This window comes from Pseudomonas sp. GW821-FHT09C10, assembly GCF_059418085.1.
Genome location: NZ_JBWKPE010000001.1, coordinates 775,102 through 791,260, shown reverse-complemented (window position 1 = coordinate 791,260; position 16,159 = coordinate 775,102). Strand labels below are relative to the sequence as shown.

General features: G+C 61.3%; 12 protein-coding genes. 5 read left to right on the top strand and 7 right to left on the bottom strand.

The genetic code is table 11. The features are described from left to right. Positions 1-16 precede the first annotated feature (16 nt). A complete protein-coding gene (gene pdxR / locus AC07OT_RS03640) occupies positions 17-1,450 on the bottom strand; it encodes a MocR-like pyridoxine biosynthesis transcription factor PdxR (RefSeq protein WP_495107503.1) in 1,434 nt (477 codons plus the stop codon). 146 nt (positions 1,451-1,596) lie between these two features. On the opposite strand from pdxR, the gene AC07OT_RS03635 reads away from it, so the two are divergent. From AC07OT_RS03635 to AC07OT_RS03625, 3 genes are all read left to right on the top strand, one after another. Next, positions 1,597-2,040: a carboxymuconolactone decarboxylase family protein gene (locus AC07OT_RS03635; RefSeq protein WP_495107502.1), complete on the top strand. Its 444-nt coding sequence runs from the start codon at positions 1,597-1,599 to the stop codon at positions 2,038-2,040. Between the two features lie 134 nt (positions 2,041-2,174). Further along, positions 2,175-5,531 carry a hypothetical protein gene (locus tag AC07OT_RS03630; protein WP_495107501.1) on the top strand — a complete coding sequence of 1,119 codons (3,357 nt, stop codon included), beginning with the start codon at positions 2,175-2,177 and terminating at the stop codon, positions 5,529-5,531. Between the two features lie 61 nt (positions 5,532-5,592). Continuing rightward, positions 5,593-7,440, top strand: coding sequence for a hypothetical protein (locus AC07OT_RS03625; RefSeq protein ID WP_495107500.1), 1,848 nt, complete (start codon positions 5,593-5,595; stop codon positions 7,438-7,440). A gap of 48 nt (positions 7,441-7,488) precedes the next feature. On the opposite strand, the gene AC07OT_RS03620 is transcribed toward AC07OT_RS03625, so the two are convergent. From AC07OT_RS03620 to AC07OT_RS03595, 6 genes are all read right to left on the bottom strand, one after another. Then, positions 7,489-8,256 (bottom strand): SDR family oxidoreductase, encoded by a 768-nt coding sequence (locus tag AC07OT_RS03620; protein WP_027608558.1) that lies wholly within the window; start codon positions 8,254-8,256, stop codon positions 7,489-7,491. Between the two features lie 10 nt (positions 8,257-8,266). Beyond that, positions 8,267-9,334 carry a phosphotransferase family protein gene (locus tag AC07OT_RS03615; RefSeq protein ID WP_495107499.1) on the bottom strand — a complete coding sequence of 356 codons (1,068 nt, stop codon included), beginning with the start codon at positions 9,332-9,334 and terminating at the stop codon, positions 8,267-8,269. A 129-nt stretch (positions 9,335-9,463) separates the two neighbouring features. Then, entirely contained in the window at positions 9,464-10,417 is a 954-nt protein-coding gene (locus tag AC07OT_RS03610; RefSeq protein ID WP_495107498.1) for a 2-hydroxyacid dehydrogenase, read from the bottom strand. 127 nt (positions 10,418-10,544) lie between these two features. Next, a complete protein-coding gene (locus AC07OT_RS03605; RefSeq protein ID WP_141155156.1) occupies positions 10,545-11,069 on the bottom strand; it encodes a cysteine hydrolase family protein in 525 nt (174 codons plus the stop codon). Between the two features lie 275 nt (positions 11,070-11,344). After that, positions 11,345-11,776 carry a hypothetical protein gene (locus AC07OT_RS03600; RefSeq protein ID WP_495107497.1) on the bottom strand — a complete coding sequence of 144 codons (432 nt, stop codon included), beginning with the start codon at positions 11,774-11,776 and terminating at the stop codon, positions 11,345-11,347. A gap of 52 nt (positions 11,777-11,828) precedes the next feature. After that, entirely contained in the window at positions 11,829-12,329 is a 501-nt protein-coding gene (locus AC07OT_RS03595; RefSeq protein ID WP_495107496.1) for a DUF4822 domain-containing protein, read from the bottom strand. A gap of 442 nt (positions 12,330-12,771) precedes the next feature. Here AC07OT_RS03595 and AC07OT_RS03590 point away from each other — a divergent pair, with 442 nt between their 5' ends. Together AC07OT_RS03590 and AC07OT_RS03585 are read left to right on the top strand one after the other, a co-directional pair. Then, positions 12,772-14,049 (top strand): serine/threonine transporter, encoded by a 1,278-nt coding sequence (locus AC07OT_RS03590; protein WP_495102709.1) that lies wholly within the window; start codon positions 12,772-12,774, stop codon positions 14,047-14,049. Between the two features lie 144 nt (positions 14,050-14,193). Further along, on the top strand, positions 14,194-15,843 hold the full coding sequence (locus AC07OT_RS03585; protein WP_495107495.1) for a SulP family inorganic anion transporter: 1,650 nt from the start codon (positions 14,194-14,196) through the stop codon (positions 15,841-15,843). Positions 15,844-16,159: the final 316 nt, after the last annotated feature.

The following is a 16,159-nucleotide window of genomic DNA, read 5'->3' as shown; positions in this document are numbered from 1 at the left end:
TCCTTCGGAAAACCCCCTAGCCAATCTGCTGGAGAATATCGCGCACCTTGTCCAGCGCCGGGTCGATGTCGAGGGTCTCGATGGCCCCAAACCCGATGATCAGGCCTGGGCGCACCGGCGTGTCGTGGAAGAACACATCCAGCGGGTACAGGCCGACTTCCACCTGGCGTGCCAATTCCATCAGCAACGGGATATTCACCGGTACTTTGCACAACGCCGCCATATGGAACCCGGCGACGGTGGGCACCGCTTCGAACCACGGCGACAGGTCGCCCGCCAGGCGCTGCAAAATGCGCTCGCGGCGCCCGGCGTACACGGTGTGGCAGCGGCGAATATGCTTGAGCAAATAACCTTCGCTGATGAACTTGGCCAGCGCCCATTGCGGCAACGTGGAGCTGTGCTGGTCGGTCAATTGCTTGGCCTTGAGCACCGCGCCGTAGATCGCCGGCGGCAGCACCGCATAGCCCAGGCGAAGTTCGGGCAACAGGGTCTTGGAGAACGTCCCGACGTAGGTGACCACGCCACGGCTGTCCATGCTTTGTAGGGAATCCGTGGGCCGGCCTTCGTAGCGGAACTCGCTGTCGTAGTCGTCCTCGATGATGATCGCACCCAGCTCGAAGGCCCGCGCCAGCAGCGCTTCCCGACGTGGCAGGCTCATGGGCATGCCAAGGGGGAACTGGTGGGAGGGCGTGACGTAGATCAGCCGTGCGCCATCGGGGATCCGGTCGACCTGGATGCCTTGCTCATCGACGGGAACACCGATGACCCGCGCGCCCATCGCCATGAATAACTGGCGTGCAGGGCTGTAGCCGGGGTCTTCCATGGCGACGATGCTGCCCGGTTCCAGCACCACGCGGGCGATGAGGTCCAGGGCCTGCTGCGCGCCGTTGGTGACCACGATGTCGCTGTCGCGGCATTGGACCCCACGGGAAAACGCGATATGCCCGGCGATGGCGCTGCGCAGGGCCGGCAACCCTTCCGGCTGGCTGTAGAACCCGCTGTCCCGGGCGATGCGCCGCAACGCGTCCTGGGTGCAGCGCCGCCATTCATCCTGGGGGAACTGGTTGCGGCTGGTGGCGCCGCCGATAAATTCGTAGCGCAACGTGCTGTCGCGAGTGGGGTGGCGCATGGGCGAAGGCAGTGACTGCCACTTCGCCAGGTTGGCGGCGCAGGCCAGGTCGGTAGCGGTTTGCAGGCGCTCGGTCTGCGGCGTACGGGCGTTGACGAAGGTGCCGCGGCCGGTCTTGCCGACCAGCAGGCCTTCGTAGGTCAGGGTCGCGTAGGTGTCGGATACGGTCTTGCGGGATACCCCCAGTTGTTCGGCCAGCAAGCGGCTGGGCGGCAGTTGCGCACCGGCGGCCAGGCGCCCGGAGCCAATGGCCTCGCGCAACTGCTGGTACAGCTGTTCGGCCAGATCCTTGCGGCCATTGATGACGACGTGCAGTTCCATGTTTTATCCCGGGGTCTTCGCTCTGCGCCAAGGTTACTCGCTCGCGAGGTGCGCTCAAAATGGTCCCTGGGTAAACCGTCGGATTGGCTATAGGGCTTACACCGTGAGAGTTCTAGGCTGAACGGTCATTGCCCCGAGAGCTGCCCATGGAATCCCGTCTGGACTACTACACCGCGTCACCGCAAGCGCTCAAGGGCATGTTGCTGCTGGAGGCGAACACCTTTGGCCTGTCCATCGAGCGGGCGCTGCTGGAACTCATCAAGATCCGCGTTTCGCAGCTCAACCACTGCGGCTTTTGCACCGATATGCATTCGATGGCGGCGCGCCAGCGCGGCGAAACGGAGCGACGCTTGTTCGCGCTGTGCGTATGGCGTGACTCGCCGTTCTTTACGCCGCGGGAGAAGGCGGCACTGGCCTGGTGCGAATCGGTGGCGATGCTGCCGACTTCCAGTGTTTCGGACGAACTCTTCAGCGCCGTGCGCGAGGAATTCAGCGAACAGGAACTGGTGGACCTGACCATGGCGGTCTCCAGCATCAGTGGCTGGAACCGCCTGGCGGTGAGTTTTCGCCAGCAACCGCCGAATGCTTGAGCGGGATATTCACCCGCGCTCTACCTATGCACCCCAGGTTCATGCCTCAACACTTCAGTATCGACGCAGTGCGCGCACAGGGTGTTCGCGTTGATAACGACGAAGCGTGCTTCGTCAGTGACTGGAGTGCCGTAATGGAAGAGTTGCAGGACGACGGCGCGTCGGTCTTACCGCTGCGTCAACAGACCTTGATGGATCTGGACGCAGCATGGGGGCCGATGGGTATCGGTGAAATCTCGGTTGGCCGCATGGCCCTGGATAACATGGGCGCGCGCCTGGAGGGCGGGGAACTTGATGTGGAGCGGTATCGCGTCAAGGAAGCTGATCAGGCATTGATCGATCAGATCACGTTTTCTGCCGTGCACCTTAAGGCGTATCTGACGTCCGCCAGCGGTGAAAGCTGTGACCAGGCCACCACCGCACTGTTTGAACTGGCGTCATTGCGTTCGGAGTGGGCGCCCGGCATGTTGAGCCCGCCTGATGCTTCGGACGGGGCGATTGTCAAACTCGATCGACTGCTGCAGCGGGTACAGAGCGTCAACCTCAACGACGTGAGTGCCACGGAAAGCCTGCCCGGCTGGGCCGATACGCTCAGGAGCGGGAGTGCGCAAACCTTGGGTGCCGGGCTGCAGCTCTACGGTTTTTACAGTGCCATTCGAGGCATAGGCGAAGCGCTCAGAACGGGGGATACGGGCGAGCTGTTGTTCGAGGGCGGCGCCTTTTCCGCAGAAGTGGCGTCCCTAGGCCTGGAGTTGGCGTTGGAGCGTATCGGCCAGAAAATGATGAGCGCCGGCCATACGGTTTATCGCGGGTTCTGCGCATCACGCGCGGGGTTGCTGTTGCGCCGTGGTGCCGGATTGATCGCCTCGGTATTGACCGTGCCTTTTGACATTGCCCAGGCGGTCATCGCGCTTTCGAACGCGCTGAAAGCAGAAGGCAAACAGGCGCAGGATCTCTACGTCGAGGCCGGTTTCAGTCTCGTCAGCGCAACCCTCAGTCTTGCACTGGGCGTCTCGGCGTTGGCGGGCTTCGGCGCGGCCGGGCCCGTGGGCCTTATCGCCGCAGCGGTGCTGATTGTCGGCGCGCGGATTTATGCCGCGTGTCGAGTGGTGGATGAGATCGATGATTACATCGAGCTGAGCACCCTCGAGCGCCTGCGCACTGGCTGGTTCGCGTTTGCCGGTGTGGAGTTGGATGACAGCGTACTCGAGCGCTACAAGACCAGCCGCGCGCGCAGTGCCTACGCAGAAAGCCTCAAGGCCCAAGCCCGGGCATTGCTTGGCGCAGAGATGAAGAACAGTGTGCAGGCCATCGTCAATGGCAGGTTCGAGGTCCGCCTGCAGACGATACGGCACTGGAAACATCAATGGGATGAGCAGGCGGGTGAGTCCCCTCACACGCTGGTGCGTGAACCGGTCATCCATGAGGTGGATGACTACTTCGACGCGAGCAAGGAGGGGGCCGTCGATCTATTGCCCGAGGCCACCTGGGGGGCGAAGGGCCCCGAAAAAGGTGTGCTCTGGCTGCTGGGTGGCGGGGATGACTCGGTGTTGGGCGTGCCGAATCGCCCGAACCACTTTCGCTATGGCGGTGGTCGCAAGCACCTGGTGGGCGGCAGTCAGGACGACGAATTCATGTTCGAGGTACCGCCGGATACTTTTTCTGGCGCAGAAGGGCGGGTGCCGATCTCGGTGTTGGTGGGCGGTACCGGGGCTGACACTCTGAGCTTTCTCGGCGAGACGCCGGGGCCGCGTGCAGCAGGCTTCAACGTCAACCTGGGGGCGGGCAGCGTAACGTTGATGACCGACAATGGCCGCGACGGTCTCAAGTGCATGGGGTTGTGGAGTATTGAAAATGTTGCGTCCCTTGCCGGCGCTTCCAGCGTGATTACCGGCAGTAACGAGGCCAACCGTATTGTCCTGAAGGGGGAGTACGACCAGGCCCACGCAATGGCCGGAGACGACCAGTTGTTGATACAGCGGGGCAGCGCCAGGGTGAATGGCGGGCCAGGTGCCGATTACTTCGAGATTCTTGAGAGCGCCAAGGACGTGGTTATCGAGGAGGACGGCCAGCAGCGCAGCCTCATCATGCTCAACTGGCCCTTCAGCCGGATTCAACGCTGGTGGATCTCGGGCAACGCTCTGAAGGTGGCGTCTACCCTGGGGCTGGACGGTGAACTGCCGGGCCCTTGTGTCGGGATCGAAAATGTCTACACGCTACGCGAGGGTAAACGCCACCTGGCCAACGCGCTTTTCAGCTTTCTCACCCAGGACGGCTATCGAATAGCGCCCTTGTTGCCTGAAACGTTGGACCCGACCGGGGAGCCGCAGGTGAGCATGGAAGTGCTGGCGCCTCCCGGCCCCAGGATCTCCCCGATTATTCTGGGACCCGGTCAGTCGGTTGCCTTGGCGGCAGGCACGTCCAGCTACTTTGTCAGCCGCGGCCACGGGATGACGGCCATTGATGCGCATGCAAGCCAGGAGCAGGGCCGATGCTGTGTGTATGTGGACTATGACAGTCAGGAATTGGCAGGGGTGTATACGACCTATCATGTGGCCACGCGACGCCAGAGCCACTTCGACTACCTGGATTACACGGGCGCGAAGATAAAGTTTGAGTGGGCTGATGGCCGCACGCTGTATCTGGACGAATACGCAGCGCAACCCTCAGCGACGTGGACGAGCGTGGGCGGTTCATTACAGGCGTCAGCCTTGAAGTTGAAGGCTGAATTTGTCGTGGTGATGCGCGACGGTGTTTCGTACCGGCTATTACCGCCGGTGCAGTCTTACGTCAGTGATTTCGCCAGCCCGGGTTACAAAATCAAGGACGCAATGGCTTCGCTGAACCTGAGGTACGGGCATTACCCGTTCTTGAGGCCGCGCAGGCCTAAAAGCCTGAATCTGACCGCTCACTCACAACGGGTGCACCTGGGCGCGGCCCCTCACCTGGCAACCTGTGTGTTATGCGGACGGGGCGGGGTGTACGAAATCTATCTGACGTCCTGGGCGATCGTTGAGCTGTCAACACCGCAGGCGCTGAGTAAAGAGTCCGATGCATCGACCTGGGACTTCTTTTGTACAGCGCTGGCGGAAGATATCCGGCTCGACAGCATTGTTGTCAGCCCCGGTCACATCAAGGTGGGCAGTGTGTCGATTCGGGTCCCCCGGTATGACGACCCCGACGTTCCCTTGGAAAACATCCGGATTCATTCAAAGGACGGCGGGCGTTTCGACGTCAGGCTGGACCTTGGCAAGGTGTACCTGGCCAGCGTCGCTGCCTCGGGCAATAGTTCGATTGCGCAACTGTTGAAGTCCTTGCGTCACCACCGGCAAAGAGCCTCGGTGTTTACGCCAACCATCAACGTGACCGGCATCGGCATGGCCGATGGGACAACGGGCACCGTTTACTACGACGTCATGGCGGATTGCTGGAGGCTGGACGCTGACAGGCATCGGCGGCTATCCAGTGAGGAGCTGGCTGTTTCAACCTGAACCCATCAGCAGCCGAGGTGGTTCTTACGGGTGGCTGAACAACATAGTCCAAGGACATTCTATGAAGCAATTTACTTCCCCTTCCGTGCCACCGGTTACAGGGCGTCCGGTCGATCGTCCCAGCGGCGCGGCACCCAGCGCGCGTACCGCGTTTCCTGTGGTTGATTTTGCCGGCGGGCCCCTGCCGCCTGAAGCGATACCCGTGCGCAACACGCCATCCGCAGTGGTTCCGAGCGCGACTTATCAGCGCATGACTGATCTGCCCACGCCCCCCGCCGTCACCCGAGAGGCCATTTTCGCCGCCCTGGGTGACCCCATACCGGCTCCTGATCCCGCTACGGGTTTGCGTGAATATGATTTGCGCACTTACTTGAACCTGGACGACGGCACCACCGTTCTGGCGGTGCGCGATCCGCAGACCGGGGAATGGCGTGAAAGACCGCCGGATTCGCGCTTGCCACAAGGCCCGGCACTGCACCGGGTGCCGCAGACGAACACCTGGCGCAGTCACTCTGCGGCCAGTTCGTCCTCGTCTTCCCCGAGCCTGAGTCATAGCTCATCGGCGTCGTCACTGAGCCACAGTGCTTCGTCTTCCTCGCTGACCGCCCCACTGAGCAGTGTGAGCTTGTCGGCGACCCAGCGTATTGATCCGGTATGGGACCTGGGGCTTTACACGTTGCCGGTGAGTCCGGCCCCCGCCAACACCCTGGCGTTCCCGGGCAAGAAAGCCTTCATGATCGGGGCTGAGCAGTATTTTATGGATGCCAATTATGGCAACCCATCAGGTGCCGTGCCGAATGCTCTACCCCATCTGTTTGCTGTGGGGGCGGGAGGCAATCTGGTAAACGCCGGGCGTATCGAACCGGAAGGCCTGTTCAGGTTAAACGACAACCGACATTATTTGCCGGTGGACACAGGTTTTTGCCCCGTGAGCTTCGATAGTGCAAGGCTGCGTTGGAAGGTGATGGACGCAGGCGGGCATGGCGGGGCAGGGATTTTTATTGAAATGGGTGGCGCGCCCGATAGCTGGGTGCCGATGCTGGCTGTGGATCAACTCTCGAATCTTTTTCAAGCGGCCCGGAATATCAAAGGTTATGCCGGGCGTGTGGGGGCGGTCGATCTGCGCAACAGCAGTATCGACCAGCGGGTTTATCACTACATGCAGGGCTACTTGCGGCAAATAGTCGGGTTTTGCGAGCCGACTGTCCGCAGTGCGCCAACCGCGCAAAAAGGTCGACTGATCGATGCCTATATCTGGCGCAATGGTTACCCGTATGACTGTCTGGCTTCCATCTGCAGTGCCTTGGAAAGCCGACGTCCATTGCCGCCGGGGATGCCGGTATTCGATGGGTTTCAAGGTTTGGGCACGGTCAGTTGCTCAAAAGACGGAAACTTCAATGTGGCGCGTATCAGCCGAACGATGCAACTGCACTATCCCGACAGAAGACGGTCGTTGGCCGAAGAGAAATTACTTGAGACGTGGCGGGAAAAAGACGCTGCCCGGGACAACAAGCGCAAGGGCGAAGTGAATGAAGCGATGTATGAGGCCCGGTTGACGGAAGATGGCTATACGGTACTTCCCGGCGGAACCTACGGAGGCGGACAGAATGGCTTTGATCGGGTGTTTGAAGGCCCGGCAGGCGATATCTACATTCTGGAAGCCAAGCATGTCAGTCATACCTCCGCCGGCGAGCTTGCCAACGTCAGCCTGGGAGGGACGACAAGCTCACGTCAAATGACCGACAGTTGGGTGCGGCAAGTGCTGGCGTTATCCCAGCCCGATACGCCGGCGGCCAGGCGCGTTTCCGACGCGTTGTGGCGTGGCCAGTTATTCAAGTTATTAGGCGCGACGTCCAAGGAGGGCAAACTTGTCATGTTCAAGATTGACATGAGCCCCGTGGACTTCTAGCCGTGCCGGTATGCCTGGGAGCAAGCGCCCTTGCTCCCAGGCACGTGTTCAGGACAGGAAGCCGCCATCCACATTCAGCGACACACCGGTGGTGTAGCTCGACGCATCGCTGGCCAGGTACAGCACCGCACCGGCCATCTCGCTCGGGTCGGCCACGCGCTTGAGCGGGATCTGCGCCAGGGCCATTTTCAGGATCGCGTCGTTCTTCACCAGCGCCGAGGCGAACTTGGTGTCGGTCAGGCCCGGCAGCAGGGCGTTGCAACGAATGCCGAATTCGGCGCATTCCTTGGCGAACACCTTGGTCATGTTGATCACGGCGGCCTTGGTCACCGAGTAGATGCCCTGGAACACGCCCGGCGAAATGCCGTTGATCGAAGCGACGTTGATGATGCTGCCGCCGCCGTTCTCGCGCATCAGCTTGCCGGCTTCCACCGACATGAAGAAGTAACCGCGAATGTTCACGTCAACGGTCTTCTGGAAGGCGCCGAGGTCGGTGTCCAACACGTTGCAGAACTGCGGGTTGGTCGCGGCATTGTTGACCAGGATGTCCAGGCGGCCGAACTGCTCGCGGATGCCGGCAAACACCTGGGTAATCTGCTCCATTTCACCGATATGGCAGGCAATCGCCGTGGCTTTGCCGCCGTCGGCGATGATCGCGTCCGCCACATGCTGGCAGCCTTCGAGCTTGCGGCTCGAGACGATCACGTGGGCGCCTTGCTGGGCCAGCAGCTTGGCGATGGCTTCACCGATGCCACGGCTGGCGCCGGACACAAAGGCAATCTTGCCGTCGAGGTCGAACAGGTGGGTCTTGGACATTAGCGATTCCTTAGAGGGCTGATTTACCGATGACATTCAGGCTCATCTGCTCCAGCAGCTTGTTCATGTGGATGAACTGCGCAAAGCGTTTGTCCTGGGTCTGGCCGTGGAAGAAACGGTAGTAGATCTGCTGCACGATGCCGGCCAGGCGGAACAGGCCGTAGGTGTAGTAGAAGTCGAAATTGTCGATCTGGATCCCGGCGCGCTCAGCGTAGTAATCCACGAACTGGCGGCGGGTGAGCATGCCGGGGGCATTGCTCGGCTGGCGGCGCATCAGTTGCACCGGCGCCGGGTCGTCGGCTTCGATCCAGTAGGCGAGGGTGTTGCCCAGGTCCATCAGCGGGTCGCCGAGGGTGGTCAGTTCCCAATCCAGCACGCCGATGATCTGCATCGGGTTATGCGGGTCGAGGATCACGTTATCGAAGCGGTAGTCGTTATGCACGATGCTCGAGGTGGGATGGTCGGCGGGCATCTTGTCGTTGAGCCAGGCACGTACCTTTTCCCAGTTGGGGGCGTCGGGGGTCAGGGCTTTTTCGTAGCGGTCGCTCCAGCCACCAATCTGGCGTGCCACATAACCTTCAGGTTTGCCCAGGTCGGCCAGGCCGCAGGCGCGGTAGTCGACCTGGTGCAGTTCGACGAACTTGTCGATAAAGCTTTTGCACAACGCCTCGGTCCGGGTGGCATCCAGGCCCAGTTCGGCGGGCAGGTCGGAGCGCAGGATGATGCCGTTGACCCGTTCCATCACATAGAACTCGGCGCCAATCACCGACTCATCGGTGCAGTGCACATAGGCCTTGGGGCAATACGGGAAGCCATCCTTGAGCTGGTTGAGAATGCGGTATTCGCGGCCCATGTCGTGGGCGGACTTGGCCTTGTGGCCAAAGGGCGGGCGGCGCAGCACGAATTCCTGGCCGGGGTATTCCAGCAGGTAGGTGAGGTTGGACGCACCACCGGGGAACTGGCTGATCGTGGGCGTGCCGCTCAGGCCCGGGATATGGGCCTTGAGGTAGGGATCGATCAGATTGGCTTCAAGTTCTTCGCCTGGGCGAATCTGGGTTGATTGGTCGTTAAGCGCCATGCTTATCCCTTCTGCTTATTCTAAAGGCGTCGGACTATTTCCTAATCTAATGCGCACCACCGCCCAGCGACAAGGTCGGGGCGGCTTAATAGGTTAGCGTGTTGGACGATGATCAGCGTGCCTGATCGGTCATTTTACGGGCGCGGGCAAGGCGATCGGAGTGAGTACCGGTCGGCCGGCGAAGTACTCCACCAGGTTGTCGGCCACCCGTTGCACGGTATCGTGGGCCGCTTCCGGCGAGAGGCCGGCCACATGGGACGTCAGCACGGTATTGCTCAAGCGCTTGAGGGCATCCGGTACCTTGGGTTCATCGTCGAACACGTCCAGTGCGGCGCCACCGATACGGCGTTGCTCAAGGGCGGCAACCAGGTCGTCGGTGACCACCACGCTGCCACGGCCGATATTCACCAGGTAACCGTTCGGGCCGAGGGCGTCCAGGGCGTGGCGGTCGATCAAGTGGCGCGTGCCGACGCCACCGGGCGTGGCCAGGATCAGGAAATCCGAGCTGCGCGCCAGCTCCACGGCCGTGGCGCAGTAGGTGTAGTCCACATCATCGCGCGGCTGGCGGTTGTGATAGCTCACTTCCATGCCAAAGCCGAGGGCCGCGCGCCGGGCGATCTCCAGGCCCACCGCGCCGAGCCCGAGGATGCCCAATTGCTTGCCGCCCAGGGACGGGCGCATGACCTTGGGCCATTCGCTGCGGCGTACCGCTGCGTCCGTCTGGGGAATGCCGCGCACCAGCGACAACAGCAGCGCCATGGCGTGGTCGGCCACCGACGGCGCATTCACCCCGGCGCCATTGGTGACCACGATGCCGCGATTGCTCGCCGCCTGCAGGTCGACATGCTCATAACCGGCGCCGATCACGCAGATGATCTCCAGCAGTGGCAGGGCGGCGATTTCCTCGGCATACAGGCCCAACGGGCCACGGGTCAGTACGGCCTTGATCTGGCCGCCGTGGGTTTTGATCGCCTGGGCGCGCTCGCTGGGTGTGGGCGCCAGGATCACATGAAAGTCGTTGCTCTCGATGATTTGCAAGTATTCATTGATGGTTTCAACCAGAACCAGAACAGTGGTGGTCATCGGAAGGCTCTTCCTGAAGGGTTTGAGGGCATCAGTATGCGGGATTTGCAGGAGGGCGCGTTTTGCCCGGGTAGAAAAAATCTACGACTGCAGGCGCAAGCATGCTTGCTCCTACAGTCTGTACCGGTCAGAACCGGACGTCAGCCGCTTTCCCACTCAGCCCAAACGCCCCCGCCAGCGTGGCATTGTGATGCGCGATGATCGCCTCGGCCTTCAGCGCCGGGGTGTCCATGCAGGTATGGGCGTCTTCAGGCACGATCACCGAGAAGCCCAGCTCTACCGCCACGCGGCAGGTGGTGTCGATGCAGTACTGGGTTTTCATCCCGACGATCACCAGTTGATTAACCCCCAGGGCGCGCAGTCGTCGGGCCAGGTCGGTACCCAGGAAGCAACTGGGGCGGGTTTTGTCGAACAGATGGTCGTGAGTCTCGTCTACGTGCAGCCCTCGCCACAGTTGCCAATTCGGACTGCCCGCAGCTATCGGCGAGCCCGTCGGGCCGGTATGGCGGGCGACCAGGATCGGCGCGCCGGCTTCACGGGCGCGGCCGATCAACGAGTTGATGGTGCCAAGCACGCGCTCCCGTTCAAAGGGTTTGTCGGGGCCATCGTACAAGCCGGTTTGCATATCGATGATCAACAGGGCATCAGCCATGGTATTGCTCCTTGTGAGTGCCAGTCGACGGAGCAATAAAAAGGCCCCGTCCATTGCTGGCGGGGCCTTGGGTTGAATTCGTGAAGTGTCTAGCTCAAGCACCCACGGCAACCGCACGACCCGCCTGGAGCGGTCGTGGTGGTGGTGCGGGTGAGGAGCTGCTGGAAAAAGGTCATGCCTCGATCATGCTGGGACAGGGGCGAGGCTGTCAAATGCATCAGGTGCCGAAAAAGTTGCGCCCCAGCCGGAACAGGGGCGCTGCTGCCAGCAGAAGATCACTGCGGGGGGCTACGTCGTGCCTTTTCCTGCTCGGCCTGAGCGATGGGCATGAAATTGTAGGTCGGGAAGAATTCCGTGGTGTAGACCCCCCATGCGGTGTTTTCAATCGCCAGGTTGACTTCCGCCAGGCGCGACGCCGGCAGGCGTAGCACAACGACCTGCCCGATGCCCATGGTGATGTTCCAGCTCAGCACTTCCACCCCGGCAGGCGGGAACACCTTGTGAAACTCCTGCTTGGCCAGTTGTTGTTTCAGTTCGCTCAACGGGCGTGATTGATCGTGTTTAAGAAATACGGTCAACATGACGGCGTTGTCCGCTGTGGCAGCAGCGTTTTTTGCAGGAAAGGTTGTTGAAGTTTGCGCAGTCGCTACACCGGGTAACAGTGTCGCGGCCAGCAGTGCGGGTATTAACAGTTTGCGCATATTCATTGTCAGGTGCCTTGTTTGTTATTCGGTTTTATCACTAAACATGAATGTTTAATCAGTTCGACATGACTGTATTTATGGGGCCGGTGTAGGGGGCGTGTACCACATAAATTCGAACGGGCGGGTTGGTGCTGACCATATCGCGCGGCACTTCGCGGGAATAAGTGAATTCGCTGCTGTCGAGTTTTTCGAGCCTTCTGACAATGGTTCTGGTCGGGCCAACGTCAGGGACCAGGATATGGGTCTTTTTATCGCCGGTGACCAGGAAGTAACCGCCGCCGCCATCGGCGTGTTTCGAGCGGCCGGTATCGGTGTAGAAGAACTCATAGCGATTGCGCTGCGGGTCCCACATCGATATGCCGACCACGCCGGGGTAGCTGGCCTTGACGTCGGTGTCCGGCTCGCCTTCGATATAAACCTTGGTGGTCAGCCATTGAGGCGAGGAAGCCAGTGCTTGAGCGTCAGGTTCAGACGCGGTTTGACTGGCGTAACTTTCAGACGAGCAGAGTAGGCCCGTGATCAACAAACCAGCAAAAACAACAGTGAGTCTTCGCATATTGGAATCCTTGTTATTTTAAATAAGCATGTTGTTCTTCGAGTGGAGCGGGGCGATGTTAGTTGGGTTTTTGGCGATTGCTCAATGGCTATGTAGGGTTATGTAACAATTGCAAAGGCGTTGTGGTTAAACTTTTATTTAGATATGAGGGGGTTCTGGTTTTGCTGTAGGCGACTTCTCTAAAAGTATGGGGAGTCTATTGGCTAGAGTCCTGGATCGCCCTCGTCAATGGCGCCTGGCAGCCACTCGAGAAACCCGCGGCAGCCCCCCGAAACCACTGCCCAGGGCCGCGCTTGAGCCTCTGCACCGCATAACCGTTCCTCAGCTAAGTCTTTGCTTATTCACGAGAATCCCGGACAATCCGGCCCCTTCTATGGTCGGGGCGCTGCCTGTCAGGTTTTTCTGACTCGTCCCGGCCGTGTAAATGCGGAGATCCGACCGGATGAATGATCAGGCCAATAGCGTCGACGAACGCTATGCAACGACACCTGCAACCCTCTCAAGCTGGAGCCGCCAGGACACCACCTGGATGCTTGGCCTGTTCGGCACTGCCATTGGCGCCGGCACCTTGTTCCTGCCGATCAACGCCGGCCTGGGCGGCTTCTGGCCCTTGGTGATCCTGGCGGTGCTGGCGTTCCCGATGACGTTTTTTGCCCACCGTGGCCTGACCCGTTTCGTACTCTCCGGTCGTGCGGGTTCCGACATCACTGATGTGGTCGAAGAGCATTTCGGCGTCAAGGCCGGTGCGTTGATCACGCTGCTGTACTTCTTCGCGATCTTCCCGATCCTGCTGATCTACAGCGTGGCCCTGACTAACACGGTCAGCAGCTTCATGGAGCACCAGTTGCACATCATGCCGCCGCCACGGGCGTTGCTGGCGTTTGTGCTGATCCTCGGCCTGCTGGCGGTGGTGCGTTGCGGTGAGCAGGTGATCGTCAAGGCCATGAGCCTGATGGTGTACCCGTTTATCGTCGCCTTGCTGTTCCTCGCGGTGTACCTGATCCCCCATTGGAACGGCGGCATCCTCAGCACCGCCAGTGTGGTGCCGGCGCCGTCGGCGTTGCTCAACACCTTGTGGCTGGCAATTCCGGTGATGGTGTTTTCGTTCAACCACTCGCCGATCATCTCGGCGTTTGCGGTCGACCAGAAGCGCCAGTACGGCGAACACGCCGATGAGCGCAGTTCGCAGATCCTGTCCCGCGCGCACCTGTTGATGGTGGTGATGGTGCTGTTCTTCGTGTTCAGTTGCGTGTTGACCCTGTCGCCGGCGCAATTGGGTGAAGCGAAAGCGCAGAACCTGTCGATCCTGTCGTACCTGGCCAACCATTTCAACAACCCGACCATCGCGTTTGCCGCGCCGTTGATCGCGTTCGTGGCGATTGCCAAGTCGTTCCTGGGCCACTACATCGGCGCCAGCGAAGGCCTCAAGGGCCTGGTGCTCAAAAGCGGTCGCCGCCCGGCCGCCAAGACTCTGGACCGCATGACCGCCGCCTTCATGCTGGTGGTGTGCTGGATCGTTGCCACGCTGAACCCGAGCATCCTCGGCATGATCGAGACCCTGGGCGGGCCGATCATTGCGTCGATCCTGTTCCTGATGCCGATGTACGCGATCCGCAAGGTGCCGGCCATGGCCAAGTACCGTGGGCAGGCGTCCAACGTGTTTGTCACGGCGGTGGGCCTGGTGGCGATTACCGCATTGATTTACTCGCTGCTGTCCTGACCCCGGGGCTCACGCCCGCAAGCCGATTCGCGCACACCGCGAATCGGCTTTTTTTTGCCTGCGCAAAAGCTGACGCGGCGCAACCGCCGCCGGGCAATGAGGGCTAAGCTTACCCACGCTTTTTGCCAGGATGGGTTGGGCCGCTTGAAGACTGAAACCGATGCACCCGTTGCCGTACCCTCGAACCGCATCCAAGACCTGCTGGCCGGCTTATCCATTGCCGGTTTGCTGCTGCCGGAGGCCGTGGCCTATTCCAGTATTGCCGCGCTGCCGCCCCAGGCCGGGGTAATCGCCTTGTTTGCCGGGCTGGTGTGCTATGGCCTGTTCGGCAGCAGCCGTTTTGCGATTGTCTCGGCCACCTCGTCGTCGGCGGCCGTGCTGGCGGCGGCCACGGCGAGCCTGGCGGGTGACGACCCGGCATTGAGGCTGTCCCTGGCCTTCGGGCTGGTGTTGCTCACCGGGGTGTTTTTCCTGTTGGCCGGACTGTTCAAGCTCGGCGGCGTCACCTCGTTTATCGCCAAACCGGTATTGCGTGGCTTCGCCTTCGGCCTGGCGCTGACCATCATCCTCAAGCAATTGGCCGGTGTGGTGGGTGTGCACCTGACCGATAACAACCTGATCCGTTTTCTGCCGCAGTTGCTGGAGCAGCTGCCGCGCTGGAACTGGCCTGCGGCACTGGTAGCGGCGCTGGCGTTGCTGGTGCTGTGGCTGTGCGCACGCCTCCCGCGCCTGCCCGGTGGCCTGGTGGTCGTGGTGCTCGGCATCGTTGCCGGGCAGTACCTGGACCTGCAGGCCTATGGGGTGGCGCAGATCGGCATGATCGACCTGCGCCTGGAGCTGGGGCATTTGCCGGTGCTGCCGTTTGCCGACTGGCTGCGCCTGGGGGAATTGGCGTTTGCGCTGGTGATGATCCTGTACGCGGAGTCTTACGGCTCTATCAGTTCGTTCGCGCTCAAGCATGGCGACCGCGTGTCATCCAACCGGGATCTGCTTGCACTGGGCGCGGCCAACCTGGTTTCCGGGTTGTTCCACGGCATGCCGGCCGGTGCCGGGTATTCGGCGACGTCGGCCAACGAGGCGGCCGGCGCCTATTCGCGCCTGGCGGGGATTGTCGCGGCGCTGGTGATCCTGCTGATTGTGCTGACGGTGCTGCCCTATGTCGCGCTCACGCCGGAGCCGGTGCTGGCGGCCGTCGTCATCTATGCCCTGGGGCGAGGCTTGAGCGTGCAGCCGCTGGGGCGTTATTTCCTGTGGCGGCGCGATCGCGTGCTGGTGATCTGTGCGGTGGCGGCGGTGCTGGTGCTGGGCGTGCTGGATGGTTTGCTGGTGGCGGTCGCGATCAGCGTGATGTTGATGCTGCGCCAGATGTCGTCAGCCGACATCCAGGTACTGGGACGCCTGGGTGACAGCCATGACTTTGTCGACCGCCAGCACCATGCCGATGCCCTGGCCGTGCCGGGGGTCTTGATCGTCCGGCCCAGCGAGGCGCTGTTTTTTGCCAATGCCGAACGCATCCTGGGCGCGGCCTTGCGCCTGATGCGCCAGTCGCCGGTCGAGGCGGTGGTGTTGAGCCTGGAAGAATCCCCGGACCTGGACGGCACCAGCATCGAAGCCCTGGCGGCGTTTTTTGCCCAGGTGCGCGGGGAGGGCAAGCGCCTGGTGTTGGCCCGTGTGCGGCATGAGGCCCGCGAGGTGTTGCAGCGGTTGCCCGAAGCGCTCGCGCCCCATGTGCTGCTTAGTGGCTTGAGCGTTGATGGTGCGGTGCAGCTGGCGCTTGAGGTGGGTAAAGCGTGACGCGTGGGGCTTGCTCCAGATAGCAGTGGGTCAGTGGCAGATGCATCAACGGACACTCCCTCATCGGGGGCAAGCCCCCTCCCACATTTGGAGCGATGTACATCAGTCGGCTCATTCTCAGGCCCAGGATCAGACGGTGGCGCAGCTGAAGGTATAAGGTCGCCTGGCGCGGTCGAAACTGTGGGAGGGGGCTTGCTCCCGATGGCGGTGGGTCAGTGGCAGATGCATCAACTGACACTCCCTCATCGGGGGCAAGCCCCCTCCCACATTTGGATCGGTGTACATCAGTCAGCTTATTCTCAGGATCAGACGGTGG

What these genes read in the sequence shown, in the direction of transcription:
- pdxR (WP_495107503.1), bottom strand. Translation starts at nt 1,450, where the DNA reads ATGGAACTGCACGTCGTCATCAATGGCCGCAAGGATCTGGCCGAACAG.
- AC07OT_RS03635 (WP_495107502.1), top strand. Translation starts at nt 1,597, where the DNA reads ATGGAATCCCGTCTGGACTACTACACCGCGTCACCGCAAGCGCTCAAG.
- AC07OT_RS03630 (WP_495107501.1), top strand. Translation starts at nt 2,175, where the DNA reads ATGGAAGAGTTGCAGGACGACGGCGCGTCGGTCTTACCGCTGCGTCAA.
- AC07OT_RS03625 (WP_495107500.1), top strand. Translation starts at nt 5,593, where the DNA reads ATGAAGCAATTTACTTCCCCTTCCGTGCCACCGGTTACAGGGCGTCCG.
- AC07OT_RS03620 (WP_027608558.1), bottom strand. Translation starts at nt 8,256, where the DNA reads ATGTCCAAGACCCACCTGTTCGACCTCGACGGCAAGATTGCCTTTGTG.
- AC07OT_RS03615 (WP_495107499.1), bottom strand. Translation starts at nt 9,334, where the DNA reads ATGGCGCTTAACGACCAATCAACCCAGATTCGCCCAGGCGAAGAACTT.
- AC07OT_RS03610 (WP_495107498.1), bottom strand. Translation starts at nt 10,417, where the DNA reads ATGACCACCACTGTTCTGGTTCTGGTTGAAACCATCAATGAATACTTG.
- AC07OT_RS03605 (WP_141155156.1), bottom strand. Translation starts at nt 11,069, where the DNA reads ATGGCTGATGCCCTGTTGATCATCGATATGCAAACCGGCTTGTACGAT.
- AC07OT_RS03600 (WP_495107497.1), bottom strand. Translation starts at nt 11,776, where the DNA reads ATGAATATGCGCAAACTGTTAATACCCGCACTGCTGGCCGCGACACTG.
- AC07OT_RS03595 (WP_495107496.1), bottom strand. Translation starts at nt 12,329, where the DNA reads ATGCGAAGACTCACTGTTGTTTTTGCTGGTTTGTTGATCACGGGCCTA.
- AC07OT_RS03590 (WP_495102709.1), top strand. Translation starts at nt 12,772, where the DNA reads ATGAATGATCAGGCCAATAGCGTCGACGAACGCTATGCAACGACACCT.